The 26,354-nt window shown below is 68.7% G+C and carries 22 protein-coding genes and 2 pseudogenes; 19 read left to right on the top strand and 5 right to left on the bottom strand.

The features are described from left to right. Positions 1-53: 53 nt before the first annotated feature. Entirely contained in the window at positions 54-1,223 is a 1,170-nt protein-coding gene (locus LYSHEL_RS05300) for a DUF3667 domain-containing protein (RefSeq protein ID WP_213436414.1), read from the top strand. 2 nt (positions 1,224-1,225) lie between these two features. Beyond that, entirely contained in the window at positions 1,226-1,534 is a 309-nt protein-coding gene (locus LYSHEL_RS05295; RefSeq protein WP_213436412.1) for a DUF4286 family protein, read from the top strand. Between the two features lies 1 nt (position 1,535). Here the strand turns inward: LYSHEL_RS05295 and LYSHEL_RS05290 are convergent, their stop codons facing one another. After that, entirely contained in the window at positions 1,536-3,158 is a 1,623-nt protein-coding gene (locus LYSHEL_RS05290) for a DUF3106 domain-containing protein (RefSeq protein ID WP_213436411.1), read from the bottom strand. 461 nt (positions 3,159-3,619) lie between these two features. Between LYSHEL_RS05290 and LYSHEL_RS05285 the strand changes: the two genes are divergently transcribed. Together LYSHEL_RS05285 and LYSHEL_RS05280 are read left to right on the top strand one after the other, a co-directional pair. Then, positions 3,620-5,800: a primosomal protein N' gene (locus tag LYSHEL_RS05285; protein ID WP_213436409.1), complete on the top strand. Its 2,181-nt coding sequence runs from the start codon at positions 3,620-3,622 to the stop codon at positions 5,798-5,800. Between the two features lie 60 nt (positions 5,801-5,860). After that, positions 5,861-7,123, top strand: a complete 1,263-nt coding sequence (locus tag LYSHEL_RS05280) for an NAD(P)/FAD-dependent oxidoreductase (protein WP_213436407.1) — start codon at positions 5,861-5,863, stop codon at positions 7,121-7,123. A gap of 57 nt (positions 7,124-7,180) precedes the next feature. Here the strand turns inward: LYSHEL_RS05280 and rpoH are convergent, their stop codons facing one another. Next, positions 7,181-8,059, bottom strand: coding sequence for an RNA polymerase sigma factor RpoH (rpoH, locus tag LYSHEL_RS05275; RefSeq protein ID WP_213436405.1), 879 nt, complete (start codon positions 8,057-8,059; stop codon positions 7,181-7,183). Positions 8,060-8,343: 284 nt separating this feature from the next. On the opposite strand from rpoH, the gene LYSHEL_RS05270 reads away from it, so the two are divergent. The 4 genes from LYSHEL_RS05270 to LYSHEL_RS05255 all read left to right on the top strand — a co-directional run bounded on the left by LYSHEL_RS05270 (position 8,344) and on the right by LYSHEL_RS05255 (position 12,633). Continuing rightward, positions 8,344-10,320 (top strand): M1 family metallopeptidase, encoded by a 1,977-nt coding sequence (locus LYSHEL_RS05270; RefSeq protein WP_244858670.1) that lies wholly within the window; start codon positions 8,344-8,346, stop codon positions 10,318-10,320. A 4-nt stretch (positions 10,321-10,324) separates the two neighbouring features. Continuing rightward, positions 10,325-11,296: an alpha/beta fold hydrolase gene (locus LYSHEL_RS05265; RefSeq protein ID WP_213436403.1), complete on the top strand. Its 972-nt coding sequence runs from the start codon at positions 10,325-10,327 to the stop codon at positions 11,294-11,296. Further along, positions 11,293-12,018, top strand: coding sequence for a hypothetical protein (locus LYSHEL_RS05260; RefSeq protein WP_213436401.1), 726 nt, complete (start codon positions 11,293-11,295; stop codon positions 12,016-12,018). The genes LYSHEL_RS05265 and LYSHEL_RS05260 overlap by 4 nt, the downstream gene beginning before the upstream one ends. A gap of 147 nt (positions 12,019-12,165) precedes the next feature. Next, positions 12,166-12,633 (top strand): aminoacyl-tRNA deacylase, encoded by a 468-nt coding sequence (locus LYSHEL_RS05255; RefSeq protein ID WP_213436399.1) that lies wholly within the window; start codon positions 12,166-12,168, stop codon positions 12,631-12,633. Here LYSHEL_RS05255 and LYSHEL_RS05250 read toward each other — a convergent pair. Both LYSHEL_RS05250 and LYSHEL_RS05245 read right to left on the bottom strand, forming a co-directional pair. Beyond that, the gene (locus tag LYSHEL_RS05250; RefSeq protein WP_213436397.1) at positions 12,610-12,876 is read right to left on the bottom strand and encodes a hypothetical protein; all 267 of its coding nucleotides are present in this window, start codon (positions 12,874-12,876) and stop codon (positions 12,610-12,612) included. The two genes, LYSHEL_RS05255 and LYSHEL_RS05250, sit on opposite strands and share 24 nt — an antisense overlap. 6 nt (positions 12,877-12,882) lie before the next feature. Next, entirely contained in the window at positions 12,883-13,818 is a 936-nt protein-coding gene (locus tag LYSHEL_RS05245) for a carbohydrate kinase family protein (protein ID WP_213436395.1), read from the bottom strand. 213 nt (positions 13,819-14,031) lie between these two features. Between LYSHEL_RS05245 and LYSHEL_RS05240 the strand changes: the two genes are divergently transcribed. From LYSHEL_RS05240 to LYSHEL_RS05205, 8 genes and pseudogenes are all read left to right on the top strand, one after another. Beyond that, positions 14,032-15,078 carry a rod shape-determining protein gene (locus LYSHEL_RS05240; protein WP_213436393.1) on the top strand — a complete coding sequence of 349 codons (1,047 nt, stop codon included), beginning with the start codon at positions 14,032-14,034 and terminating at the stop codon, positions 15,076-15,078. 30 nt (positions 15,079-15,108) lie between these two features. Then, positions 15,109-16,134, top strand: a complete 1,026-nt coding sequence (gene mreC, locus LYSHEL_RS05235) for a rod shape-determining protein MreC (RefSeq protein WP_213436391.1) — start codon at positions 15,109-15,111, stop codon at positions 16,132-16,134. Beyond that, a complete protein-coding gene (mreD, locus tag LYSHEL_RS05230) occupies positions 16,131-16,616 on the top strand; it encodes a rod shape-determining protein MreD (protein ID WP_213436389.1) in 486 nt (161 codons plus the stop codon). The genes mreC and mreD overlap by 4 nt, the downstream gene beginning before the upstream one ends. 4 nt (positions 16,617-16,620) lie before the next feature. Continuing rightward, positions 16,621-18,468, top strand: a pseudogene (gene mrdA, locus LYSHEL_RS05225) (penicillin-binding protein 2); the annotation flags it as partial. 104 nt (positions 18,469-18,572) lie between these two features. Then, complete coding sequence (gene rodA, locus LYSHEL_RS05220; RefSeq protein WP_213436385.1) at positions 18,573-19,685, top strand: rod shape-determining protein RodA; 1,113 nt, start codon at positions 18,573-18,575, stop codon at positions 19,683-19,685. 55 nt (positions 19,686-19,740) lie between these two features. Further along, positions 19,741-20,862, top strand: a pseudogene (gene mltB / locus LYSHEL_RS05215) (lytic murein transglycosylase B); the annotation flags it as partial. A 101-nt stretch (positions 20,863-20,963) separates the two neighbouring features. Then, on the top strand, positions 20,964-22,244 hold the full coding sequence (locus LYSHEL_RS05210; protein WP_213436381.1) for a septal ring lytic transglycosylase RlpA family protein: 1,281 nt from the start codon (positions 20,964-20,966) through the stop codon (positions 22,242-22,244). Positions 22,245-22,369: 125 nt separating this feature from the next. After that, positions 22,370-23,581 (top strand): D-alanyl-D-alanine carboxypeptidase family protein, encoded by a 1,212-nt coding sequence (locus LYSHEL_RS05205; RefSeq protein WP_213436379.1) that lies wholly within the window; start codon positions 22,370-22,372, stop codon positions 23,579-23,581. 177 nt (positions 23,582-23,758) lie between these two features. Here the strand turns inward: LYSHEL_RS05205 and LYSHEL_RS05200 are convergent, their stop codons facing one another. Beyond that, positions 23,759-24,169, bottom strand: a complete 411-nt coding sequence (locus LYSHEL_RS05200; protein ID WP_213436377.1) for a winged helix-turn-helix domain-containing protein — start codon at positions 24,167-24,169, stop codon at positions 23,759-23,761. Positions 24,170-24,306: 137 nt separating this feature from the next. Between LYSHEL_RS05200 and LYSHEL_RS05195 the strand changes: the two genes are divergently transcribed. The 3 genes from LYSHEL_RS05195 to lipA are packed head-to-tail and all read left to right on the top strand — an operon-like array spanning position 24,307 to position 26,239. Beyond that, entirely contained in the window at positions 24,307-24,585 is a 279-nt protein-coding gene (locus LYSHEL_RS05195) for a DUF493 family protein (RefSeq protein WP_213436375.1), read from the top strand. Beyond that, entirely contained in the window at positions 24,573-25,244 is a 672-nt protein-coding gene (lipB, locus tag LYSHEL_RS05190; RefSeq protein WP_213436373.1) for a lipoyl(octanoyl) transferase LipB, read from the top strand. The genes LYSHEL_RS05195 and lipB overlap by 13 nt, the downstream gene beginning before the upstream one ends. Then, a complete protein-coding gene (lipA, locus tag LYSHEL_RS05185; RefSeq protein ID WP_213436371.1) occupies positions 25,241-26,239 on the top strand; it encodes a lipoyl synthase in 999 nt (332 codons plus the stop codon). The genes lipB and lipA overlap by 4 nt, the downstream gene beginning before the upstream one ends. Positions 26,240-26,354: the final 115 nt, after the last annotated feature.

Raw genomic sequence — 26,354 nt, 5'->3', positions numbered from 1 at the left:
GGTGGCGCCGGGTCGCGCTGCGTCGCTATCTTACCGGCCAGCAAGGGGACCCAATGAGCGACACCACCATCACCGCCACGCCCGACGAAGGCATGCGACCGGAACCGCAGCAGGCCGCGTGCCAGAACTGCGGCACCCCGTTGCTGGGCGAGCACTGCTACCGGTGCGGCCAGCCGGTGAAGGGCCTGGTGCGCCATTTCAGCAGCATCATCGGGGACTTCCTGGACAGCGTGCTCAACATCGACGCGCGCGTCTTCCGCACGCTGTGGCCGCTGTTCTCCAAGCCCGGGTACCTGAGCCACGAGTATTTCGAAGGCCGCCGCGTCCGCTATGTCAGCCCGGTGCGGCTGTTCGTGTTCCTCAGCATCGTCACGTTCTTCGTCGCGCAGTTCACGCTCGACTTCAGCGGCGTGAAGATGGACGGCGACGGCAACAACGACGCCATCGCCTCGGCGAAGACGGTGCAGGAGGTCGTCCGCAACCGCGACGCCACGCTGGCCGAGCTGCAGAAAGCCCATCGCGACACCGGCGACGTGCCGGGCGTATCCGTGGGCCTGGATGCCGCCGCCACCGCCATCCGCGCCAAGGCCGACCGCCGCATCGCGGAACTCAAGGCCGTCAAGCCGGGCGATGCCGCCAGGAACAAGGCGCCCGAGCAGGACAACGATGAGGATTTGTCCTTCAACGGCAAGCCGTGGGACGCCAGGACCAACCCCATCAAGGTCCCCTGGTTCCCGGACTTCGCCAACCGCAAGCTCAACGAGATGGCCGGGCACGCGAAGGAAAACGTCCATCGCATGCAGCGCGACCCCAACCTGCTGAAGGACGCGGTCCTCAGCGTGGTGCCGTCCACGCTGTTCGTGCTGATGCCGATCTTCGCGCTGATGCTGAAGATCGTGTACGCATTCAGGCGGCGGCTCTACATGGAGCACCTGATCGTGGCGCTGCACAGCCACGCCTTCCTGTGCCTGTCGCTCCTGCTGGTATTCCTGCTGATGGCGCTGGAAGATGCGCTCGCGCCGGCCCTGCACGGAGTCTTCAAGTTCCTCCAGGTCCTGTTGTGGGTCTGGATGCCGGTGTACCTGCTGCTCATGCAGAAGCGTGTCTATGGTCAAGGCTGGGCCATGACCGTGCTGAAATACTGCCTGCTCGGTTTTTGCTACTTCATTCTGTTGTCTTTCGGTGCCGCCTTCACGATGTTGGCGGGCCTGGTCTGGATGTGAACATGGTCGTGTACGAAGTCAACCTGGAATTCGACGTGGCGATCGCCGCCGCGTATCGCGCGTGGCTGGAAGAGCACATCACCGAAATGCTGGCGCTGCCCGGGTTCGTGTCGGCGCAGGTGCACGAGGTGGTGGATCCGCTCCCCACCGCGGGTCGCCAGGGCTTGTGCGTGCGTTACCAGGTCGCCGACCTCGGTGCGCTGGAAACCTACCAGCGCGAACATGCGCCGCGCCTGCGCGCTGACGGCCTGCAGCGCTTCGGCGACGAAGGCGTGCGCACGCGCCGCCGCGTGTTGCGGGACGCCAGCTGATCTATTGATCGAGCCGCGCGTGCAGCCACGCCGCGCGGTTGTCGTCGGACGTGGATAGCAGCGTCCGCACCAGGTCTTCGCGCCCCTGCGGGGGAACGCGTTGCGCGAGCACCGCCAGGTCCGCGCGTTCGCCCGCGGTCATGCGTCGCAGCGCGCGCAGCATCGGCGCGTGCTGCGCTTCGGGCAATTGCGCCAGCAACGGTTGCAGGCGCGGATAGTCGGCGCCGATCGCGGGGCCAAGCAGCCAGCCGCGTTGCGCGATCGCATCCTGCAATTCGAATTGCGCCTGCAGGCGCGACTGGTCCATCGGCGACAGTGCATGGAAGTGCGCTGCGGCCGCCACGATCGCGTCGACGGCCACCGCGTCCAGGCGCTGCCACGCCGCGTAATCCTCGCGCAGGCGTGCGCGTTCGGAAGGATCACGCTGGTGCCATTGCGCGGCGCGTTGCACGAAGGCAGCGCGATGCGCGGCGGTCCACGCAAACCAGGCCTGGGCCTGGCGGCGCAGGTCGGGCTGCAATGCGGCGGGGAGGCGCGCGATCGCGGTTTCCGCGGTCGGCGGCAATGGCGTGCCGGCCGCGACCTGCAAGGGATCGGCGCGTTGCATCGACGGCGGCAACGGATTCGTCGGTTCGGCCAGCACGGCCGCCGGCACGATCGCGGTCGCGGCGGGGGCCACCGACGCATCGGAGGCCGGCGCGACGGCGAGTTGCGCGGCATGCCACGCGAACAACGGGAAGGATTCGGCCTGGCGCAGGCCTTCGGGATCGGCGAGGAGCTGGAAATCGCGATCGGTCCACGCGGCGAAGTCGGCGTCGTAACGCGCGACGGGATCGTCGGCGGGCGGCAGGTCGCGGACGCGCGCGCGTTCGGAATCGCGGCCGCGGACCTGGTCGATCCACTGCGGGCGCAACGTGAACACGCCGATGCCGACCCCGACGACGCTCGCGAGGGCGACGGCGAGGAGCGAGGCGATGACGATGCGCTTGCGTCCGCGTCGCGGCGGTTCCGTCGCGAACGTCGGCGCAGGCGTTGCCGCGATCGCGACGGGCGTGCGCAACGGCATGGCGGCAGGCTGCGTGCTGGCCAACGGCGCTGCGACGACCACGGGCGCGGCCTCCTGCGCCGCTTCGCGCACCGGGCGCTCGCCGGACAACCGCGCGCGCACCTCGCCCACCCAGCGTTGCCAGGCGTCGCGATCGGGCGTGTCGTCGTCGCGGTAGGGGATCGCGCGCTGCAGCGCGGCGCGGTAGGTGTCTTCGGAGACGCCGAGGGCGGCCGCGGCGGGCGCCATGTCCAGCACGGCTACCAGGCGGAGCAGCAGGGCCGCGCGCGGGCCGTTGCCCAGCGTCGCCAGCGATTCCCAGGGCGCGGGCCACGTCCCGGACGGCGAGGACCGTCGCATCGCCGGGGCCGCGAGCAGCAATCCCCAGTAGCGCGCGGGCCAGTCGGCCATCGCCTGCGCCGGCGCGACCTGCGTGAAGACGTGCGAGGTGGCCGCCACGGTCGACTCGGCGAGCGTCGGATCGCCGCACTGGAGTTCGGCGAAGAGGGTGGCGCGGCGTTCGATGCCTCGCACGAAAGCGGCGGTTGCGCCGCCCTGGAGGCTGCTGTCGGAGGTCATGCGGCAAACGTGATCATCGTCGCGATCATAGACGTGGAAGGCGTTCGAAAAACCTCTTGACCGAATGCGTTTCTCCTGCTCCGCCAAGCGCCGCAAGGCTTCCGCCGAAAATCGGTTGTGCACAGCGACAACATCTCCGTCACATGGCGTGCCACGAACGGGGGACGAGCCGGTGTTGCAAGTTTGTTTCACGCCCAAGTGATTGATTCGACAGCGTTGTTGGCTGATGGCACTTTTTTCACCAACGCGGAGCTAACACGTGTTTTTACCCTTGCGGGCAGCGCTGGAATCGCGCAATGCACAGATTTATCCACAGATCGTGTGGATAAGGCCGAAACCCGTTTCATTCCGGTGACTTGCGTTACTTTCGTCACGAAACCGGCAGCTTGTGCGCGCAAACCTTCACCACGCCGAATGCGGGCTCCGCAAAGCTCGTCGCCACGGTCGCTAGACTGCCGCGGATGTCCTCCGATCGCGCCGTTCTCCGTGTTGCCTTGCCCGTGCCGCTGGCGCGGTTGTTCGACTATCGCGCGCCGGGTGGCGCGCACGCCGAACACGCGGCCGTCGGCGGGCGCGTGCGCGTCCCGTTCGGATCGCGCGAACTCATCGGCGTGGTAGCGGAGGTGGGCGACGGCGATCCGTCGGCGCGCGAGACGCGCGAGGCGCTCGACCTCCTGGACGTCGCACCGCTGCTGCACGGCGAACTGCTCGGTTCGCTGCAATGGCTGAGCCGGTACGTGCACGCCCCGCTGGGCGAAGTGCTGGCGACGGCGCTACCCGCCGACCTGCGCCAGGGCCAGCCGCTGCCGGATACGCACATCGCCGGCTGGCGCGCGATGGCGGGTGCGCTCGAACGCGTGACGCGCGACGGTGCGCCGCGCCGGTTGCTCGCGTTGCTCGCGCAGGGCGCGTTGTCGGAAGACGCGCTCGATGACCTGCAGCCGGGCTGGCGCACGGCGGCGCGCGGATTGGCCAAGCGCGGGCTCGTCGAGGAACTCCGGATCGACGCGACCGCCGCGCCGGTCGCCACGCAACCCGCACCTGTCCTCAACGACGAACAACGCGCGGCGGCCGAGGCGATCGCCGGCATCGACGGCTTCGGCGCCGTGCTGCTCGATGGCGTGACCGGCAGCGGCAAGACCGAGGTCTACCTGCACGCGATCGCGCAATGCCTGGCGCGCGGACGGCAGGCGCTGGTGCTGGTGCCGGAAATCGGCCTTGCGCCGCAGACGCTCGCGCGCTTCCGCGCGCGCCTCGGCGTGCCGGTGCACGCGCTGCATTCGGGCTTGAACGACACCGAGCGCGCGCGCGTGTGGACGGCGGCGTGGCGCGGCGAAGCGCGCGTCATCGTCGGCACGCGTTCGGCGATCTTCACCCCGTTGCCGCACGCGGGCCTGATCGTCGTCGACGAAGAACACGACGGCAGCTACAAGCAACAGGATGGCATCCGTTACCACGCGCGGGACTTCGCGCTCGTGCGCGGCAAGGCGCTGGGCGTGCCGGTGGTGCTGGGCAGCGCGACGCCGTCGCTGGAGTCCTTGCAGAACGCGCACGCGGGCCGCTACGCGCACCTGCGCCTGATGCAACGCGCGGGCAACGCGAAGCCGCCGAGCGTGCGCGTCCTCGACATCCGCAAGCGCCAGCTCGACGCTGGGTTGTCGAACGAATTGATCGCGAAACTCGAAGCGACGCTGCAAGCCGGCGGCCAGGCGCTCGTGTTCAAGAACCGCCGCGGCTACGCACCGGTGCTGCTCTGCCACGACTGCGGCTGGAGCGCGCAATGCAAGCGTTGCGAAGCGCCGATGACGGTGCATGCGGCGGGCCGTCGCCTGCAATGCCATCACTGTGGCGCGCGGCAACCGGCGCCGCAGGCGTGCCCGGATTGCGGCGGGCTGGCGTTGCAGCCGCAAGGCGTGGGCACCGAGCGCCTGGAAGAGCGACTGATCGAACGCTTCCCGGATTTCAACGTGTTGCGTGTCGATCGCGGCAGCACGCGGCGTCGCGATGCGCTGGAAACGCTGCTCGGCGAGCTGGGTGCGCAACCCGGCGTGCTCGTCGGCACGCAGATGCTCGCGAAAGGACACGACCTGCCGAACCTCACGCTCGTCGCGGTGGTCGGCATCGACGAGGGTTTGTTTTCAGCCGATTTCCGCGCGGGCGAAAAACTCGCGCAACTGTTGATCCAGGTCGCGGGGCGCGCGGGGCGCGCCGAACGCCCGGGCGAGGTGTGGTTGCAGACGCACCATCCCGAACATCCGTTGCTGCAGACGCTGATCAACGGCGGCTACCACGCATTCGCCGATGCGGAGCTCGCGTTGCGCGAAGCCGCCGGCTTCCCGCCGTTCGCGCACCTCGCGCTGGTGCGCGCCGAAGCGAAGGACGCGGCGTCGCCGCTGGCGTTCCTCGAAGTGGCGAAGGCGGCCTTCCGCGAATGCGGTGTCGCAGGCCTTGAAGTGCACGGCCCGTTGCCTGCGCCGATGCCGCGCCGCGCGGGCTTCCAGCGATCGCAGTTGCTGGTGTCGAGCCCGCAACGCCGCGCGCTGCAGGCGGCGCTCGACATGGCGATGCCCGTGCTGCGCGACGCACCCGAAGCACGCCGCCTGCGCTGGTCGCTCGACGTGGATCCGGTCGACCTCTACTGACGCCGCAGCGCGCATGCGCGAGAATGCGCACGTTCGCAACGACCCGGGATGGAGCGCGCGATGCCAGGCAACACACCGCACGTCGTGGTCGTCGGCGGGGGATTCGCCGGCTTGTGGGCCACGCGCGCGCTCGCGTCGGCGGATGTCCGCATCACGTTGCTCGATCGCGGCAACCATCATCTCTTCCAGCCGCTGCTGTACCAGGTCGCCACCGCGGGCCTGTCGGCGCCCGACATCGCCGCGCCGCTGCGCCACATCCTGCGCAGGCAAGGCAATGCCACGGTGTTGATGGCCGAAGCGGCCGCGATCGACAAGGACGCGCGCCGCGTGCAACTGGCCAGCGGCGACGCGATCGACTACGACGCGCTGATCGTCTGCACCGGCGCCACGCACGCGTATTTCGGCAACGATGCGTGGGCGCCGTTCGCGCCGGGGTTGAAGACGCTCGACGATGCGCTCGCGATCCGCCGGCGCATCCTCACGGCATTCGAGCGCGCGGAAGCCGAGCGCGACCCGGCCGCACGCGCGGCGTGGCTGACGTTCTGCGTGGTGGGCGGCGGTCCGACCGGTGTGGAACTCGCCGGCACGCTGGCCGAAATCGCGCGCCACACCTTGCGCAAGGAATTCCGCAACATCGATCCGGGCGACTCGCGCGTGTTGCTGCTCGAAGCGGGTCCGCGCGTGCTGTCGACGTTCCCCGATGCGCTCGCGGCGAAGGCCCGTGCTTCGCTCGCACGCCTGGGCGTCGACGTGCGCACCGGCACGCCGGTCTCGCGCATCGATGCCGACGGCGTGTCGCTGGGCGAGGAACACATCGCCGCGCGCACGGTGCTGTGGGCCGCGGGCGTCGCGGCCTCACCGCTCGCGCGCACGCTCGACGTGCCGCTGGATCGCGCCGGCCGCGTGGCGGTGCAACCCGATCTCACGTTGCCCGGGCATCCGGAAGTCTTCGTCGCCGGCGACCTCGCCACGTTGCAGCGCGCCGACGGCAGGCCCGTCCCCGGCGTCGCGCCCGCGGCGAAGCAGATGGGGGCGTACATCGCGCAGGTGTTGCGCGCGCGCTTTGCAGGACGCAGCGCGCCGGCGCCGTTCCGCTACCGCGATTACGGCAACCTCGCGACGATCGGGCGTCGCGCCGCGGTCGTCGACCTGCACGGCTTCCGCTTCTCGGGCTTCCCGGCGTGGACGTTCTGGCTGCTCGCGCACGTGTTCTTCCTGATCGGCTTCCGCAACCGCGTCGTCGTGATGCTCGACTGGGCGATGGCGTACTGGACCTACCAGCGCAACGCGCGGATCGTGCTCGGGAAGGATCCAACGAAGTAAGCGCACACGAAAAGGCCCGGACATGCCGGGCCTTTCGTTGGATCCAGGGCTGCCGTGTTAGGCGGCGAACAACGCCCGCATCTTCTTGAGCGCGTTGGCTTCGACCTGGCGGATGCGTTCGGCGCTGACGCCGTATTCGTCCGCCAGTTCCTGCAACGTGACCTTGCTGTCCGGATCGAGCCAGCGGCGCTTGATGATGTCGCGCGAGCGGGCGTCGAGGCGGCCGAGGCCGGCGCGCAGCAGTTCGAGCTCGTTGTCTTCGCTGTCGGCGCGCTCGTAGGCCTGCGACGGATCTTCGTCGTTGGCCATCAGGTACGCGACCGGCGCGGGCGGGCCGAGGTCTTCGTCCTGGTCGGCGGGCGCATCGAAGCCGATGTCGCGACCCGACAGGCGCGATTCCATTTCCAGCACTTCGCGCTCGGACACGTTGAGGTCCTGCGCGACCGCGCGCACCTCTTCGGCGTTCATCCAGCCCAGGCGCGTCTTGCTCTTGCGCAGGTTGAAGAACAGCTTGCGCTGCGCCTTGGTGGTGGCGACCTTCACGATGCGCCAGTTCTTGAGGATGAACTCGTGCATCTCGGCGCGGATCCAGTGCACGGCGAAACTCACCAGGCGCACGCCGACGGTGGGATCGAAACGCTTCACCGCCTTCATCAGGCCGATGTTGCCTTCCTGGATCAGGTCGCCGATCTGCAGGCCATAGCCGTTGTAGCCACGGGCCACGTGCACGACGAAGCGCAGGTGCGAGAGCACCAGGTGCTTGGCGGCATCGAGGTCGTCGCTGTCGCGGAACGCGCGGGCGAGCGATTGTTCTTCTTCCGCCGTGAGCACCGGGATCTGGTGCACCGCACCGATGTACGCATCCAGCGAACCGAGCGCGCTCGGGATCGGGAGGTTGTTGGCGATGAGGGGGAGGGGGGAACGGATTTCGGACATGGGCGCGATTCTAGCGATGGCCATCTGTGACATGTAAGACCCCCAAAAAGTTCTGAGCGTTGCATTCATGCAACAGTCGGGGTTTGCGCACCACGCGCGACCCCGGACTGTGCCGGACTGGGCGTCTTCGAATCGTCATCGCCCCCTGGGTTCCCTGATCGGGGCGGGCCCGCACCAACACAAGGGGGTCGGTTCAGGGACGGACCGCACGCGCCGGCCTCGCGCGCCGCCGATTACACTCGGCCCCCTTTCGTCCCACACCCGGTTCCGAGGATCCCCTGCCCATGCGCCACCCGAATGCCGTGCTGACCATGACCGCCCTGGCCCTCGCCACCACGCTGGCCCTGGGCGCCTGCAAGCGCACCGAAACGCCGGCCGCCCCGGCCGCTTCGGCCACCGCCGCTTCCGCCGCCACCACCCAAGCCCCCGCGCAGGTCGCCGCCGTGAACGACGAACACTCCTACGCGCAGCCGGACAAGGTGCGCACCACCGACCTCGCGCTGGACCTGGCGGTCGACTTCGACAAGAAGACGCTGTCCGGCACCTCGACATACACCCTAGACTGGATCGATCCGGCCGCCACGCAGCTCGTCCTCGACACGCGCGACCTCACGATCGCCAAGATCGAAGGGCAGGGCGCCGACGGCCAGTGGGCGCCGCTGCAGTTCGCGCTCGCCGAAGCCGACAAGACCCTCGGCAGCAAGCTGACGATCGAAACGCCGAACCGCCCGAAGCAGGTCCGCATCACGTACACGACGTCGCCGAACGCCTCGGGCCTGCAGTGGCTCGAGCCGTCGATGACGGCGGGCAAGCAGCAGCCCTTCATGTTCAGCCAGTCGCAGCAGATCCACGCGCGTTCGTGGGTGCCGCTGCAGGACACGCCGATGGTGCGCTTCACGTATTCGGCGCACGTCACCGCGCCGAAGAACGCGATGGTGCTGATGAGCGCGGACAACGATCCGAAGGCCGCGCGCGACGGCGACTACACCTTCAAGATGCCGCAGAAGATCCCGTCGTACCTGCTTGCGATCGCGGCGGGCGACCTGGTGTTCCAGCCGATCACCGGCAACGCCGGCGTGTGGGCCGAGCCGTCGGTGGTGAAGTCGGCGGCGAAGGAATTCGACGACACCGGCAAGATGATCTCCACCGCCGAAGGCCTGTACGGCCCGTACCGCTGGGGCCGCTACGACATCCTCGTGCTGCCGCCCTCGTTCCCGTACGGCGGCATGGAAAACCCGCGCCTCACCTTCGCCACGCCCACCGTGATCGTCGGCGACAAGTCGCTCGTCTCGCTGGTCGCGCATGAACTGGCGCACAGCTGGTCGGGCAACCTGGTGACGTTCTCCACAGCGAAGGACGCGTGGTTGAACGAAGGCGTCACCAGCTACGTCGAGAACCGCATCGTCGAAGCGCTGTACGGCAAGGAACGCGCCGACATGGAGCGCGTCATCGCGCGCAACGAGCTGAAGGGCGAGTTCAACGATTCGAACAAGGCGTTGCAGCAGCTCGCGGTGAAGCCCGGCACGCTGCACGATCCCGACGACAACCTCAGCTCCACGGTCTACACGAAGGGCGCGTGGTTCATGCAGTTCCTGGAAGACCGCATCGGCCGCAAGGATTTCGATGCGTTCCTGCGCGGCTACTTCGACCACTTCGCGTTCCAGTCGATTTCGTCGGAGCAGTTCCGCGAGTACGCCAAGGCCAACCTGCTCGACAAGTACCCGGGCAAGGTGACGCAGGACGAGTTCGATGCGTGGCTGTACCAGCCGGGCGTGCCGACGACGGCGCCGCAGGTGGCCTCGCCGCGCTTCGATGCGGTCGATGCCTCGCGCAAGGCGTGGCTGGAAGACGGCACGCTGCCGGCGAAGGACGCCACCGCGAAGTGGACCACGCAGGAATGGGTGCACTTCATCGAAGGCATGCCGGAGACGCTCAACACCAAGCAGCTCGCCGAACTCGACGCCGCGTACAAGTTCACCGGCACGCCGAACGCCGAGATCGCGCAGCGCTGGTATCCGCTCGCCGTGCGCAGCGGTTACACGCAGGCCAACGATGCGATCGCCGCGTTCCTGGAGAAGATCGGCCGTCGCAAGCTGATCATGCCGACGTACAACGCGCTGGTGAAAACGCCGGAAGGCCTGAAGCTCGCCGAAGCGGTGTTCGCGAAGGCGAAGCCGGGCTACCACCCGATCACCACGGGTTCGGTGCAGGGCGTGATCGACGCGGCGAAGGCCGCGCCGCAGGAAGCACCGAAGCAGTAAGCCAATGCGCTTGCGCAACAAGCTCGCAATCGCGGCCGCCCTCGTGGCGGCCGCATTGCTTGTGGTCGTTGCGTGGATTGCGTACGACACCGACGTGCTGGTGCGTGGGGAATTCGCGCGCCAGTTGCACGCCGCGGGATTGACGAAGCAAACGCGCACCGTCGCCGGCCATCGCTGGGTGTACGCCGAACGCGCCGGCAGCGATGCGAATGCGCCCACGCTCGTCCTCGTCCATGGCTTCACCGGCAGCAAGGAAAACTTCTACCCGCTGGCACGCGCGCTCGATAGTCGCTATCGCCTGGTGATTCCCGATCTCCCCGGCTGGGGCGAAAGCGAACGCCTCCCGCGCGAAAACTACGGTTACCTCGCGCAAAGCGAGCGCCTCGCCGCGTTCATTCATGCCGTGTCGTCCGACAAGCCCGTCGTGCTCGTCGGCCATTCGATGGGCGGCGGCATCGTCGCGCTCGTCGCGGCCGGTCATCCCGAACGCGTCTCGCGCGTCGCGCTGCTCGACGCCTCCGGCGTGCGCTTCAAGGACAACCGCTTCGGCGAACAAGTCCTCGCTGGCCACAACCCGTTCGGCGTGCACGATCGCAAGAGCCTCGACGGTTACCTGCACATCCTCTTCCACGACGAAGCCAAGCAGCCCGGCATCCCGTGGCCCGCCGACACCGCGTACATCGCGCGCCGCACGCACGACGCGGCGTTCGAACAATCGGTGCTCGATCACATCGGCCGCGGCCCCGAACGCTTCCTCCCCGGCGACGAAGCCGCGCGCATCCGCCAGCCCGCGTTGCTGCTGTGGTGCCGGCAGGACCAGGTGATCGATCCCAGCGCGCTCGCGCTGTACGCTGCGCGCATCCCGCAGGCGCGGCGCGTCATGCTCGACGGCTGCGGACACATGTCGCTGGTGGAACGGCCCGACGCCGTCGCGGCCGCCATTCAATCGCTCATTGCAGAAGGTCGCCCACGATGACTGCTCGCACGCTCCCGTTGTTCATCGCCATCGCCCTGCTCGCCGCGTGTGGCCCGAAAGAGGATCCGCAGGCCGCCGCGCAAGCCGCCGCCGCGCAACAGGCGCAGGCCGAACAGGCCGCCGAAGCGCAGGCGAAGCAATTCGACGAAGCCTTCGCGAAGGAAGACTGGAAGGCCGCGCGCGGTTACGGCGACATCCTCGAACTCGACCATCCGCAATCGGCCGCCGCCAAGCGCATCCACGACAAGTTGCTGGAAGCGAAGACGCGGATCGCCGCGCAGGACGAGCAACGTCGCATGGCCGCGTTGTGGGCCTACCAGACGCAACCGGCGAAGGGCGGCAACCAGGTGTCGGCCGCGTTGTATTCGAAGGATGAAGTCGACACCGACGGCAAGGGCAAGCACCCCGTGCGCCTGATCTTCCGTGACCATCCCGAGTGGGGCCGCAGCGCCTACCTCGTGCTCGAAGCGGGCGACTTCAATTGCTACGCCGGGTGCAAGGTGAAGGTGCGCGTCGACGACGAGGCGCCGAAGACGTTCACGGGCGATCGTCCGAAGACCGACGAGGCCATCGCCATGTTCATCAAGAACGAAGGCGCCCTGTGGCGCCTGGCGAAAACGGCGAAGAACCTGACCATCGAATTCCCCGTGAAGGCCGGCGGCACGCGCACCGCGGTGTTCGTGACCGGGGGCGTGGACGCCACGAAGATGCCGAAGTGGTAACGCGCGGGTTGCCGACGAACGCTCACGCCATCTGAGCGCCCCGGGCGTACAGTCGCGTCACCCCACGGCGCGACGCAGGACGCGCGCGCAGTCCACCCGCGACGTCACGCCCCACGGGACGGAGGCCGGCGCCGAGCGGAGGCGACCATGCTGTCACCGCGCCTGCATAACTTCCTGGACCAGGAACACACGCCCTACACGACGCTGACGCACAGCCGCACCGTCACCGCGGACGAAACCGCGCACGCCACGCACCTGAGCCGGCAGCTGTTCGCCAAGACCGTGATGCTGAAGGTCGATGGCGCGCTCGCGATGATGGTGATGCCGGCCGCGTATCGCATCGACCTGGTGCGCCTGTCGCGCGCGCTCGGCGGCCCGGTCGTCGAACTCGCCGAAGAAACCGACTTCAAGGACGCCTTCCCCGACTGCGAGACCGGTGCGATGCCGCCCTTCGGCCATCTCTACGGCATGCCGGTGTACGTGGATTCGCGCCTGGCGGGGCAACCGGACATCGCGTTCAACGCCGGCACGCACACCGATGCGGTGCGCATGCCGTACGCGGAATTCGAACGCCTCGCGAAGCCCGAGCTGCTATGGCTCGCGCACGTCATGTGAATCGACGTCGCCCTTCGGGGCGGGCGGGGGCGCGTCGTCGCCGAAGACCGTGAGCGCCGCCAATGCGGCGCCCACCAGCCCGCATTTCCACCAGCCGCCGTCGAACACCAGCCATGACCAGGTCTCGTGCGGCGAACAATACCGGCGACCTGCAGGCGCGCAAAAGCGCGACACCATGTTGCATGCGAGGAAGAGCACGATCGGCGTCAGCCACCAGCGCGACAGTCCGATCTTTTCGCTCATCGCGTATTACAACGCGTAGCCGAACTGCTGCTTGAACTGTTCGGTGAACTCTTCGTGGTCGAAGCGCTGGTTCTGCGTGCCCGGATGCTCGACCTTCAGCGCGCCCATCAGGTTGCCGATGCGCCCGATCGTCATCCAGTCGTAGCCGCCCTTCTCGATGCCGAAGATCAGGCCGGCGCGGAACGCATCGCCGCAGCCCGTCGGATCGGTGACGCGGCGCTCGTGCGCCGGCGCGACGTCGTAGACCTTGCCCGGCGTGTGGATCTGCGCGCCCTGCGGGCCGCGCGTGCAGATGTAGGCCTTCACGCGCGAGACGATGTCCTTCTCGCTCCAGCCCGTGCGCTCCTGCAGCAGGTTGGACTCGTAGTCGTTCACGGTGACGTAGTCGGCCAGCTCGATGAAGTCGCGCAGCTCCTGCCCGTTGAACAGCGGCATGGCCTGGCCCGGATCGAAGATGAAGGGAATGCCGGCTTCGGCGAATTCCTTCGCGTTCTGCATCATCCCTTCGCGCCCGTCGGGGCTGACGATGCCGAACGTGACGCCCTTGACGTCCTTCACGTGGTTCTCGTACGACCGCATCATCGCGCCGGGATGGAAGGCGGTGATCTGGTTGTTGTCCAGGTCGGTCGTGATGAACGCCTGCGGCGTGAACAGCTCCTCGATCACCTTGACCTGGTCCAGGCGGATGCCCTGCTCGGTGAACCAGTCCTTGTACGGCCCGAAGTCCTGGCCCACGGTGGCCATCGGGATCGGATCGCCGCCCAGCAGCTTGAGGTTGTAGGCGATGTTGCCCGCGCAGCCGCCGAACTCGCGGCGCATGCGCGGCACCAGGAACGACACATTCAGGATGTGCACCTTGTCCGGGAGGATGTGGTTCTTGAACTGGTCGGGGAACACCATGATGGTGTCGTAGGCCAAGGAACCGCAGATCAACGCAGACATCGGGAACAGCCTCGGGTGTGGTCCGGGCCGGGGGCCCGCGGCCGCACAGGGTAGCGACCGGCGGGGCCCCAAGCCAGCGATCCTCGTGTTTTGCCCGAATTTCCCGGGGGAAAACGCGACGAGCGTGCTTGCTCGACCCCGTTGTTGAGTCTAGGCTAGCGACCCTCTGCTGCACCCTTTCCCCCGCACTTCTCTCCCAGGCGCCCCGCACGCATGTTCAAGTTCCTCGGCCGCTATTTCTCCAGCGATCTGTCCATCGACCTGGGCACGGCCAACACCCTCATCTACGTCCGCGGACAGGGCATCGTGCTGAACGAGCCGTCCGTGGTCGCCGTGCGCCAGGACCGGTTGGTCGGCGGGCAGAAGTCCGTGGCCGCCGTCGGCGCCGAAGCCAAGCAGATGCTGGGCCGCACGCCGGGCCACATCACCACCATCCGCCCGATGAAGGATGGCGTCATCGCCGACTTCACCTACACGGAAGAAATGCTCAAGCACTTCATCCGCAAGGTGCACAAGTCGCGCCTGATGCGCCCCAGCCCGCGCGTGCTGGTCTGCGTGCCCTGCGGCTCCACCCAGGTCGAGCGCCGCGCGATCAAGGAATCGGCCGAAGAAGCCGGTGCCCGCGAGGTGTACCTGATCGAAGAACCCATGGCGGCCGCGATCGGCGCCGGCATGCCGGTCACCGAGGCGCGCGGTTCGATGGTGGTCGACATCGGCGGCGGCACCACGGAAGTGGCGGTCATCGCGCTGAACGGCATCGTCTACTCGCAGTCCGTGCGCATCGGCGGCGACCGCTTCGACGAAGCGATCATCGCCTACGTCCGCCGCACGCAGGGCATGCTGATCGGCGACGCCACGGCCGAGCGCATCAAGCTCGAGATCGGCTGCGCCTACCCGCAGAAGGACGTCCGCACGCTGGAGATCTCCGGTCGCCACCTCGCCGAAGGCGTGCCGAAGATGATCACCATCACCTCCAACGAAGTGCTCGAAGCCCTGCGCGAACCGCTCGCCGGCATCGTGGCCGCGGTGAAGCAGGCGCTGGAACAGACCCCGCCGGAACTGTGCGCCGACGTCGCCGAGCGCGGCATCGTGCTCACCGGTGGCGGCGCGCTGCTGCGCGACCTGGACCGCCTGTTGAGCGAAGAAACTGGTCTGCACGTGCAGGTCGCCGACGATCCGCTCACCTGCGTCGCCCGTGGCGGCGGTCGTGCGCTCGAGTTGGTCGACATGCACGGCAACGAATTCTTCGCCCCGGAATAAGAAAGACCACCCAGCCGCGAGCCCCGCACCGTGCCCGCCTACGCCGGACCTGCCGCCGCCCGACCGGGCGACATTGCCGGCACGCTCAAGTTGCTGGCGTACCTCGGGCTCGCGTGCGTGCTGATCGTGCTCGACCACCGCGGCGGCTGGCTCACGCGCGGGCGTGAGCAGGCCCAGGTGTTCGTGCAGCCGCTGTGGGCGGTCGCGGGCTGGCCGGGCAAGGTCGTGGATTCCATCAGCGACGACGCCGGCACCCGCAGCTCGCTGATCGCCGAGAACCGCCGCTTGCGCAACGCCCTCCTCGTGAGCGGCGCGCGCATCGCGCGCCTGCAGGCCGCCACGGCGGATAACGAACGCATGCGCGGCCTGCTCGGCGCCGTCGAACGCGGCGGCCTCGACGTGCAGCTCGCCCCCGTCCTCGACATCGACCTCGATCCCACGCGCCAGCGCTTGGTGCTCGATGCCGGCGCTGGCGACGGCGTGCGCGTCGGCCAGGTCGTCATCGATGCGGGCGGTGTCGTCGGCCAGATCATTTCCGTCAACGCGATGCACGCCACCGCGCTGCTGCTCACCGATCCCGACCACGCGCTCCCCGTTGCCGTGCTGCGCAACGGCGTGCGCCTCGTGGCGTACGGCACGGGTCGCACCGATCGCCTCACGCTCGCGAGCATCCCGTTGTCGAGCGACGTGAAAGTGGGCGATGTCGTCGTCACCTCGGGTCTTGGCGAACGCTTCCCCGCCGGCTTCCCGGTGGGCACGATCTCCGCGCTGCGGCCCGACGAAAGCCGCGCGTTCCTGGTCGGCGACGTGAAGCCCGCCGCGCAATTCGATCGCGGCCGCGACGTGCTGCTGCTGCGCAGCGCACCGCAACGGCCGGTGATCGGGCCCGCGCCGGACACGACGTCCGCGCTCGCCCCGTCGGTCAGCGTCGCGCCGCCCGCCAGCGTGCGCACGACCCCTGCGGTGAAAACAGCCGCCGCGACGACCGCTGCGACGCCGCCGGCCGCCGCCACCACCACGGCGCGCGCGCCCCGCATCGAGGCCCCGCGCCCATGAGCCGCGAACGCGCCGCGTGGGTGTTGCCCGTCAGCCTGCTGGTCGCACTGGTGCTCGCGCTGTTGCCGATGCCCGCGAGCCTCGCGCCACTGCGCCCGTATTTCCTCGGCCTGGCGGTGGCGTACTGGGTGCTCGAAGAACCCGACAAAGTCGGCCTGGGCTTCGCGTTCTCGATGGGCCTGCTGGCCGACCTCGTCGTCGGCGGCCTGTTCGGCGAACAGGCCCTGCGCCTGACGATCCTCGCCTTCATCCTGCAGCGCTTCCGCGCACGCCTGCGCTTCTTCCCGATGTCGCAACAGGCGCTTGCGATCGGCGCGTTGCTGTTCAACGATCGCATCGTCGCCAGCGCCGTGCACGTGGCGCTCGGCGAACCTGCCTTCCCGCTGCTTGCGTGGGTGTCGCCCGTGATCGGCATGTTGCTGTGGGCGCCGATGTTCCTGCTCTTCGACACGTTGCGGTTGCGCACGTGGCGCCATCGTTGACGCCATGGGTCCGCGCCGCCGCCATCTGAAGAATGCGGCTGCCGAAGGGCAGCAGTTCCGGCGACGCGCGATCATCGCCTTCCTCGCCGTGCTCGGCGCGCTCGGCGGCCTGGCGAGCTGGTACTTCCGCCTGCAGGTGGTCGAGCACGCCGAATACGCCACGCGCTCGGAAGCCAACCGCATCAAGCCGCGTCCGGTGGTGCCGGGCCGCGGGCTGATCCTGGATCGCAAGGGCCGCGTGCTCGCCGACAACGTGCCCGCGTACCGCCTCGACGTCGTGCCCGACCAGGCCGGCGACATCAAGCAGACGATCGCCGCGCTCTCGCACGTCGTCGCGCTCTCGCAGGAAGACCTCGAACGCTTCGAACAACAGCGTCGCGCCGCGCGCGGGTTCCGCGCCGTCACGCTCAAGCTGCGCGTCGGCGAAGAAGAAGCCGCGCGCTTCGCGGTGGATCGCTGGCGCTTCCCCGGCGTCGAACTCGTCCCCTACCTCAACCGCCGCTACCCCTACGGTCCGTTGCTCGCGCACGTGATCGGCTACGTCGGCCGCATCGACGAAGCGGACCTGGCGAAGATGGGCGAGGTGGACGCCGCGCTCACGCACACCGGCAAGACGGGCCTGGAGCGCTATTACGAAGACGCGCTGCGCGGCAAGGTCGGCTACGAAAAGATCGAGACCAACGTGGAAGGCCGCGCGCTGCGCCGCCTCGGCTCCGTGCCCGCCACGCCCGGCGCGGACCTGAAACTCTCGATCGACCTCGACCTGCAACGCGCGATGGTCGCCGCCTTCGGCGAGAACGACGGCTCCGCCGTTGCAATCGATCCGCGCACCGGCGAAATCCTCGCGATGGTGAGCCTGCCGTCGTACGACCCCAACCTGTTCGTCAACGGCATCTCGCACAAGGATTACGCGTCGCTGATGGGCGACATGTCGCGGCCGCTGTTCAACCGCAACGTGCTGGGCGGCGGCCCGCCGGGCTCGACGGTGAAGCCGCTGATCGCGCTCGCCGGCCTCGACAGCGGCCTGCGCACGCCCGAAGACAAGGTGTTCTCGACCGGCGAATTCCACATCCCCGGCCAGAAGCGCGGCTATCGCGACGCACACGGCGGCGCGGGCTGGACCGATCTACGCAAGTCCATCGCCGCGTCGGTGAACTTCTACTACTACAAGCTCGCCTACGAGATGGGCATCACCCGCTTCGACCAGTACATGCGCAAGTACGGGTTCGGCGCGCCGACGGGCATCGACCTGGCGGGCGAAACCTCGGGCGTGGTGCCGTCGCCGGAATGGAAGGCCAAGCGTTCGAAGGACGGCTGGTATCCGGGCGAAACCGTCATCTCGGGCATCGGCCAGGGGTATTGGGTCGCCACCACGCTGCAGCTCGCGCGCGGCGTCGCGGCCATCGCCAACGGCGGCAACCTGTTGCGCCCGCATCTGGTCGCTTCGCGCCGCGACGGCTACGACACGCCGTGGGCGCCGTTGCCGCAGCCCGCGCCGTTCCGCATCACCGACAACCCCGCGCACCTGCGCGCGGTGCAGGAAGGCATGATGGGCACGATGCAGCCGGGCGGCACGGGCTACAGCCTCGTGCGCGGCGCGCCGTACCTGATGGCCGGCAAGACGGGCACCGCGCAGAACACCAGCCGCCGCGGCAACGTCAGCGTCGACCCGCACCACCTGCCGCTTTCGCTACGCCACCAGGCCTTGTTCGTCGGCTACGCGCCCGCGGACAACCCGACGATCGCGGTCGCGGTGATGGTCGAACACGGTGGCTTCGGTGCGAGCACCGCGGGCCCGATCGCACGCAAGATCTTCGACGCGTGGCTGCTCGGCACGATGCCCGAAGGCGTGCCGATGCCGACCGGTCCGCAGGATCCGAACGCACAACCCGACGTCGAACCCGCCCCCGAAGGCGCGCCGCCCGCCGTCGCCGCGGCCACGCCCGGAGTCACGCATTGAACGCGTTGCTGCGCTGGCTGTTCGACCTGCTGGTGCGCATGTTGCGCACTGTGGACTTGCCGCTGCTCGGCGCGTTGCTCGCGCTGATGGGCATCGGCCTGGCCGTGTTGTACAGCGCCGGCGCGGAAACCCCGCACCTGGTGATGGCGCAGGGCGCGCGCTTCGCCGTGGGCCTGGTCGCGATGTGGGGACTGTCGCGCATCCCGCCGACGCGCCTGCGGCACTGGTCGCCGCTCGTCTACGGCGTGTCGCTGCTGCCGCTGCTGCTGGTGCTCGCGATCGGGCAGGGCAAGCACGGCAACCACTGGATCAACCTGGGCTTCTTCTATTTCCAGCCCTCGGAAGTGATCAAGCTGAGTTTGCCGATGATGCTGGCGTGGTTCCTGCAGCGCGAACCGCTGCCGCCGAACTTCCGCGTCGTCGTCGCCTCCGGCGTGCTGATCGCGGTGCCGTTCGGGCTGATCCTGCTGCAGCCGGACTTCGGCACCGGCATGCTCGTCGCCTCGAGCGGCGTGTTCGCGCTGTTCCTCGCGGGGCTGTCGTGGTGGTGGTTCGGCGCGGCGGTGGCGGGCGTGTCGGCGGTGGCGCCGGTCGCGTGGCTCTTCATGCTGCGGCCGTACCAGAAGGACCGCATCCTCACCTTCCTCAATCCCGAATCCGATCCGCTCGGCGCGGGCTGGAACATCATCCAGTCGAAGATCGCCATCGGCGCCGGCGGCATGACCGGCAAGGGCTGGGGGCAGGGCAGCCAGTCGCACCTGGATTACCTGCCCGAGCACACCACGGATTTCATCTTCGCGGTGCTGAGCGAAGAGTTCGGCTGGATCGGCGTGGCCACGGTGCTGGCGCTGTACCTGTTCGTGATCGGCCGGTGCCTGTGGATCGCGGCCGAAGCCCGCGATGGTTACGCGCGCCTGCTCGCCGGCTCGCTGGGGCTGGCGTTCTTCGTGTACGTGATCGTCAACGGCGGGATGATCTCGGGGATGCTCCCGGTGGTGGGCGTGCCGATGCCGCTCCTGAGTTATGGCGGCACCTCGGCGGTCTCGCTGCTCGCGGGCCTGGGCCTGGTGATGGCCGTCGGCGCGCATCGCCCGCGGCACGGCGGATGAACCACGCGCAATCAAGGGTTTGCGCGAGCAACTAAAAGCAGTACATTCCGGCCAGATGACGAAACGCGCACCCACACGGGCCGTCGTCCTGCTTCCGCTGGCGCTCGCCGCCTGCGCAACGCAGGCACCGCCCACAGCTTCCCCCGTTGCGACGCCCGCGACCACGCGGCCCGCTCCCGCAACGACCGTCCCTTCGACGCCGGCCGCACCGATCCCGCCGCAACTGCGCGACATCAGCGTCGCGCGCGCGCAGTTCGTGCGCGACACCGCGGCGAAGTACGGCATCGATCCGGCGTACATCGAAGCCACGCTCGCGAAGGCCACCATCCGCGACGGCGTGATCGCCGCGATGTCGCGCCCGGCCGAAGCGAAACCCTGGCGCGATTACCGCCCGATCTTCATCACCCAGGCGCGCATCGACGGCGGCAAGGCGTTCATCGCCGCCAACGCCGATGCGCTCGCACGCAGCGAAGCGCGCTTCGGCGTGCCGCGCGAGATCGTCACCGCGATCATCGGCGTGGAAACCAGCTACGGCGGCAACAAGGGCAGCTATCCGGTCATCGATGCGCTCTACACGCTCGCGTTCAACTATCCGCGCACCGGCGATCCGGCGAAGGCCGCGCGCGAGGACACGCGCGAAGCGTTCTTCCGCGACGAACTCGGCCAGCTGTTCGCGCTCGGCAAGGAAACCGGCATGGATGTCGCCACCCTGCGCGGCAGCTATGCCGGCGCGATGGGGTGGGGCCAGTTCATGCCGTCCAGCTATCGCCAGTTCGCCGTCGACGGCGATGGCGATGGCAAGCGCGACCTGTTCAACAACATCGATGACGTCGTGGAATCGGTGGCCAACTACTTCGTGCAGAAGGGAGGTTGGGTGCGCGGCGGCCCGGTGATGGCGCCGACGCTGCGCGATGTGGCGTTCACCGACTACAACGCCGAGTCGCTCGATGCGTTCCAGCCCGTCGTGTCGTTCGCGCCGAAGGGCTATCGCCCCGCGATTACCGTGGCGGCGGACACGCCTGCGCAGATCTTGCGCCTGGATGGCGCAGGCGGCACCGAATACTGGATGGTGTTCAACAACTTCCGCGCGATCACGAAATACAACACGTCGCGCCTGTACGCGACCGCGGTGTACCAGCTCGCCGAATCGATCGCGGGCCGCGATGCGCAGGTGGCGCAGGCCACCGCGCAGGCGACGGTGCCGACGCCGATGACCATGCCGATGTCTCCCGCCACCCCCGCCGCGCCCGTCGCCACGCCTGCCGGAGCAACCCCGCCATGAAACGCATGCTGCCGGCGCTGGCCCTCTTCCTTGCCGCCTGCAGCAGTGCGCCGCCCAAAGCGTCGGCCCCGCCGCCGACGCCGGTCGCCACGCGTGCATCCCACGGCGATGCGAAACCCGCGACGCGCCGTTCGCCGTATGCGCCCGCGCAGGAAGACCTGTCGAAGCGCGGCAACTACACCGCCGGCGGCTTGTACGCGCCGGAGATCGCCGACAGCGCGCCGGATGAAATCCCCGACGTCGACCAGATCCCCGAACCCGAAGTCCGCGCCGAACCGCGTTCGCGTTACGGCAACCGCGATTACGACGTGCTCGGCAAGCACTACCACGTGCTCGACGATCCGTCGGGTTACGTCGAGACCGGCCTGGCGTCGTTTTACGGCAACAAGTTCCATGGCCGCCGCACGTCGTCGCTCGAGGTGTACGACATGTACGCGTTCAGCGCGGCGCACAAGACGTTGCCGCTGCCGTCGTTCGCGCGCGTGACCAATCTCGCGAACGGGAAGTCGGTGATCGTGCGCGTCAACGATCGCGGGCCGTTCCACGACGGGCGCGTCATCGACCTGAGTTACGCCGCCGCGGTGAAGCTGGGCGTGCATCGCGCCGGCACCGCGCGCGTGGAAGTGCGTGCGCTCACCGTCGACGATCGCGGCCCCGACATGCGCATGGCCGCAGCGCCTGCGGTTGTCGCGCCTGCCGTCGTCGCGCCGCCGGTGCCCGCACCGCCGAGCGCGCTCGATCGCGTCGTCGCCGCCTTGCCGATCGCCAGCGCCGAAGCCGGCGAACGCAAACCCGCCGCAAAGGAAGTCCAGCCCGCGCCGCCCGGCCCGTGGCGCTTCGACATGAAGCAGGACGGGAAGGCGATGACCGCCGACGAGTTCGATGCCTGGATGAAAGCGCGCCGCGTGCGCGTGGCCACGGGCAAGTCGGGCGAGCCCGATGCTGCACGCGACGCCCCGGCCCCCGTTCGCCAGGACGCGCCGCGCGTAGTCGAACGCGCGCCGTCGAAACCCGCCGCCGCGCCTGCCACGCCATCGGCCGGCGGCGACGCCGTCGTCCTCCAGGTCGCCAGCTTCGCGGCCCGCGGCAACGCCGAACGCGCGCTGGCGATGCTCGAAGGCGCCGGCATCCGCGGTGCGCGCCTGATGGATGCCGTCGCCTCGGGCAAGCCGGTCTGGCGCCTGCGCGTGGGCCCGGTCGCGTCCGATCGCGTGTCGGAACTCAGCGCCACCGTCGCCGGTCTGGGCTTCGGCCGTCCCAACATCGTGCGCGACTAACGAAATCTTTCGAGGCTTTCGGGCCGGTCGCCACTAGAATTCGTCGTCGCTTCAAACCCTGCGTCCCTTTTTCTGCCCGCGCCGCGCCCTCGCGCCCGGGCCTGTCCCCCGGAGTTGCCGTACCGATGAACCTTCGTCCCGTCGCCGCCCTCGCGCTCGCCGCCCTTGCCACCACCACGCTCGGGATCGCGATCGCGCAGACACCCGCGCCGGCCAAGCCCGCCGCACCCGCCGCGCTGAGCGATGCGCTGCCCGTGCCGCCGCCGCCGGCCGTGAGCGCGAAAGCCTGGGTGCTGATGGATTACGCCACCGGCCAGGTGCTGGCGGGCGAGCATTACGACGATCGCGTCGAACCGGCCAGCATCACCAAGGTGATGACCAGCTACGTCGTCGCCGCGGAAATGAAGTCGGGCAAGGTCAAGGCCAACGACCCGGTGATGATGAGCGAGCACGCGTGGCGCGAAGGCGGCGCCGGCACCGAAGGCAGCTACAGCGGCTTCGAAGTGAACAAGACCGCGCCGCTGGTCGAGATGGAAAAGGGCATGGTGATCCAGTCCGGCAACGACGCGGCGATCGCGCTCGCCGAACACGTCGCCGGCAGCGAAGACGCCTTCGCCTCGCTGATGAATGCCTACGGCAAGCGCATCGGCCTGAAGAACTCGCACTGGGTGAATCCGCACGGCCTGTCCGCGCCGGAGCACTACACCACCGCGCACGACCTCGCGCTGCTCGGCCGCGCGATGATCCGCGACTATCCCGAGTCGTACGCGTACAACAAGATCAAGGAATACACGGTCGGCCCGATCACGCAGCAGAACCGCAACCTGCTGCTGTGGCGCGACCCGTCGGTCGACGGCATCAAGACCGGCCACCACAGCGGCGCCGGCTACTGCCTGATGGCCTCGGCCAAGCGCGGCGACCAGCGCCTGATTTCCGTCGTCATGGGCGACACCAGCGAGAACCAGCGCGCGGTGGATTCGCAGGCGCTGCTCAACTGGGGTTTCCGCTTCTACGAAACGCACCGCCTGTACGAAGGCAGCAAGGCGATTTCGAAGCAGAAGGTGTGGAAGGGCGCCGCCGACGAAGTGCAGCTGGGCCTGGCCGAACCGATGCTCGTGAGCACGCCGCGCGGTAAGTACGCCCAGCTCAAGCCGAGCATGGAACTCCCGAAGACGCTCGTCGCCCCGATCGCGAAGGGCCAGAAGATCGGCACCGTGAAGGTGATGCTGGACGGCAAGGTGATCGCGCAGCGTCCGCTGGTGGCGCTCAATGCGGTGGAAGAAGGTGGCTTCTTCAAGCGCATGTGGGATGAGCTGATGATGTGGTGGAACAGCTGAGGCGCTAAAGGCAACGCCCGGCGGGACTCGGGGGTACGAGGATCCCGCCAGGCGTGCCACGCCCGCCCGGCCACGCATCCTGCGCAGCCGGGTGGACGCAACCGCCGCGACCGATGCGCGCGGCGGGACAGTGGCACGGCATCGCGCCTGCGCCATTCCAATCGTTTGACGATTGCGTTATCGCGGTTCTTCCCAGGCGCCCGCGATTTCCCATCCGTGCGGTGTCGCCAGCGTGCGCGCGACGCGCACTTCCTCCACCACGTCGGCGGCCCAGCGGAATCCGTAGCTCGGCACCGTGCGAATGACGCGCTGCGCCTGCCCGTTGTCGCCGAGCGCGCGCCGCGCACGCAGGACCACCTGCGCCAGTTGTGCATCGGAGACGTCGGGGCGGCCGAACACCGCGCGGACGAGTTCGTCGCGGCCCACCGCGCGATCGCGATGGGCGATCAGGTGGAGCAGGCACGTGAACACCCGTGCGGGCAAGGGCCGGTGCACGTCGTCGCACAGCAGTTCGCGGCGCGCGGGATCGAGGACGCAGGCGCCGAATCGGAAGCGGGCGGCCGGCGCATTGGGGTTCGGGGTGTGCATCGCACGAGGGGGAGCCCGCAGGAAGCGGCCGATCATAGGGGCGTGAAGGGCGCCACGCCCGCGAAATAATTAAACGCGCCGGGGCTGGCGCGCGCAGGGTTGGGTTCGCCCGGCCCCGGACCCATAATCGCCGGGCCATGGACATCAACTCCGACAATCCCGAGCACGGCTTCCAGTTCCCCGGCACCTTCGAGCTTTCGGCGATGGGCGCGGCCGACAAGGACCTGCAGGCCGAATTGCCGAAACTGCTGATCGACGCCGGCATCGACGTCGTGCACGAGTCGGTCAGCTGGAAGCATTCCTCCAACGGCAAGTACGTGTCGGTGCGCATCGCCTTCCGCGCGGAAAACCGCGCGCAGTACGACGCCGCGCACGCGGCCCTGCGCACCCATCCCGAAGTGAAGTGGACGCTGTAGTCGCGCCGCCCGAGTTGCGCGAGGCGCTGGTCCGCGACCTCGGCCGCCGCGCGTACGAACCGGTCTGGCGCGCCATGCAGGCCTTCACCGATGCGCGCACCGACGACACGCCGGATGAAATCTGGCTCGTCGAACACGATCCCGTCTTCACCCTCGGCCAGGCCGGCAAGCCCGAACACGTGCTGATGCCGGGCGACATCCCGGTCCTCCACGTCGACCGCGGCGGCCAGGTCACCTACCACGGCCCCGGCCAGATCGTGGCCTACCCGCTGCTCGACCTGAAGCGCCTGAAAGTGGGCGTGCGCGAATACGTGCACCGCATCGAGCAGGCCATCATCGACACGCTCGGCGACTGGAACATCCACGCCGTGCGCCGCGACGGCGCCCCGGGCGTCTACGTCAACGACGCCAAGGTCGCCGCGCTCGGCATCCGCGTGCGCCGCGGCTGCACCTTCCACGGCCTGGCCTTCAACATCGCGATGGACCTGAAACCCTTCCACCGCATCAATCCCTGCGGCTACGCCGGCCTGCAGGTGACCTCGATGGCGGACCTGGGCGGTCCTTCCAGCCTGGACGCGGTGAAAACGCGGCTGCTGGAACACCTCGCCGTACAATTCGGCCTGCATCCTTCGCCGGCCGCCCCCGAGCCCTTCGCATGAGCGACACCAAGTCCATCCCGCTGACCGTCATCGCCGACGCGCCGTCGCTCACGCCGGGCGCAAAGCAAGTCGCGGGCGACAAGATCGGCCGCTCGCCGGTGCAGTTCGCCGACGCGCCCGTGCTGCGCAAGCCCTCGTGGATCCGCGTGCGCATCCCGTCCGGGAATTCGGTGGCCAACCTCAAGGCCAAGCTGCGCGAAAACCGCCTGGTCACCGTGTGCGAGGAAGCCAGCTGCCCGAACATCCACGAGTGCTTCGGACACGGCACCGCGACGTTCATGATCCTCGGCGACGTGTGCACGCGCCGCTGCTCGTTCTGCGACGTGGCCCACGGCCGCCCGAAGCCGCCGGATCCGAGCGAACCGATCCACCTGGCGACCACCATCGCCGACATGGGCCTGAAGTACGTCGTGATCACCTCGGTCGATCGCGACGACCTGCGCGACGGCGGCGCCCAGCACTTCGTCGACTGCATCAACGAAGTCCGCACGCACAGCCCGCGCACGAAGATCGAAATCCTCACGCCCGACTTCCGCGGCAAGGGCCGCATGGAACGCGCGCTGGACATCCTGGCCACCAACCCGCCGGACGTCTTCAACCACAACGTGGAAACCGTCCCGGACCTGTATCCGAACGTGAGGCCGGGTGCGGATTACGCCTGGTCGCTCACGCTGCTGAAGAAGTTCAAGGCACAGCACCCGGAAGTCGCCACCAAGTCCGGGATCATGCTGGGCCTGGGCGAAACCCTGGAGCAGGTGCAGGGCACGCTGCGCGACCTGCGCGCGCACGACGTCGACATGGTGACCATCGGCCAGTACCTGCAGCCGAGCGCGCACCACCACCCGGTGCTGCGTTACTGGACGCCCGATGAGTTCAAGGCGTTCGAGGACTACGGCATGTCGCTGGGCTTCACGCACGTCGCGTCGGGCCCGCTGGTACGGTCGTCGTACCACGCCGATCGCCAAGCGGCCGACGCGGGCTTCGTGGCCGCCTGAACGGGATGCGGGATTTAACGAATCCCGAATCCCCGTCCCCGAATCCCCGCATATAAACGCTGGCGTCCCGGAGAAACTTTCGGCACTGTCGGGGCGTCGATGGCGGTCGCAGTCT

It is taken from the genome of Lysobacter helvus, assembly GCF_018406645.1.
GTDB classification, from domain to species: domain Bacteria; phylum Pseudomonadota; class Gammaproteobacteria; order Xanthomonadales; family Xanthomonadaceae; genus Noviluteimonas; species Noviluteimonas caseinilytica.
The sequence above is the reverse complement of the archived record's forward strand: the minus strand, read 5'-3'. Positions and strand labels throughout refer to the sequence as shown.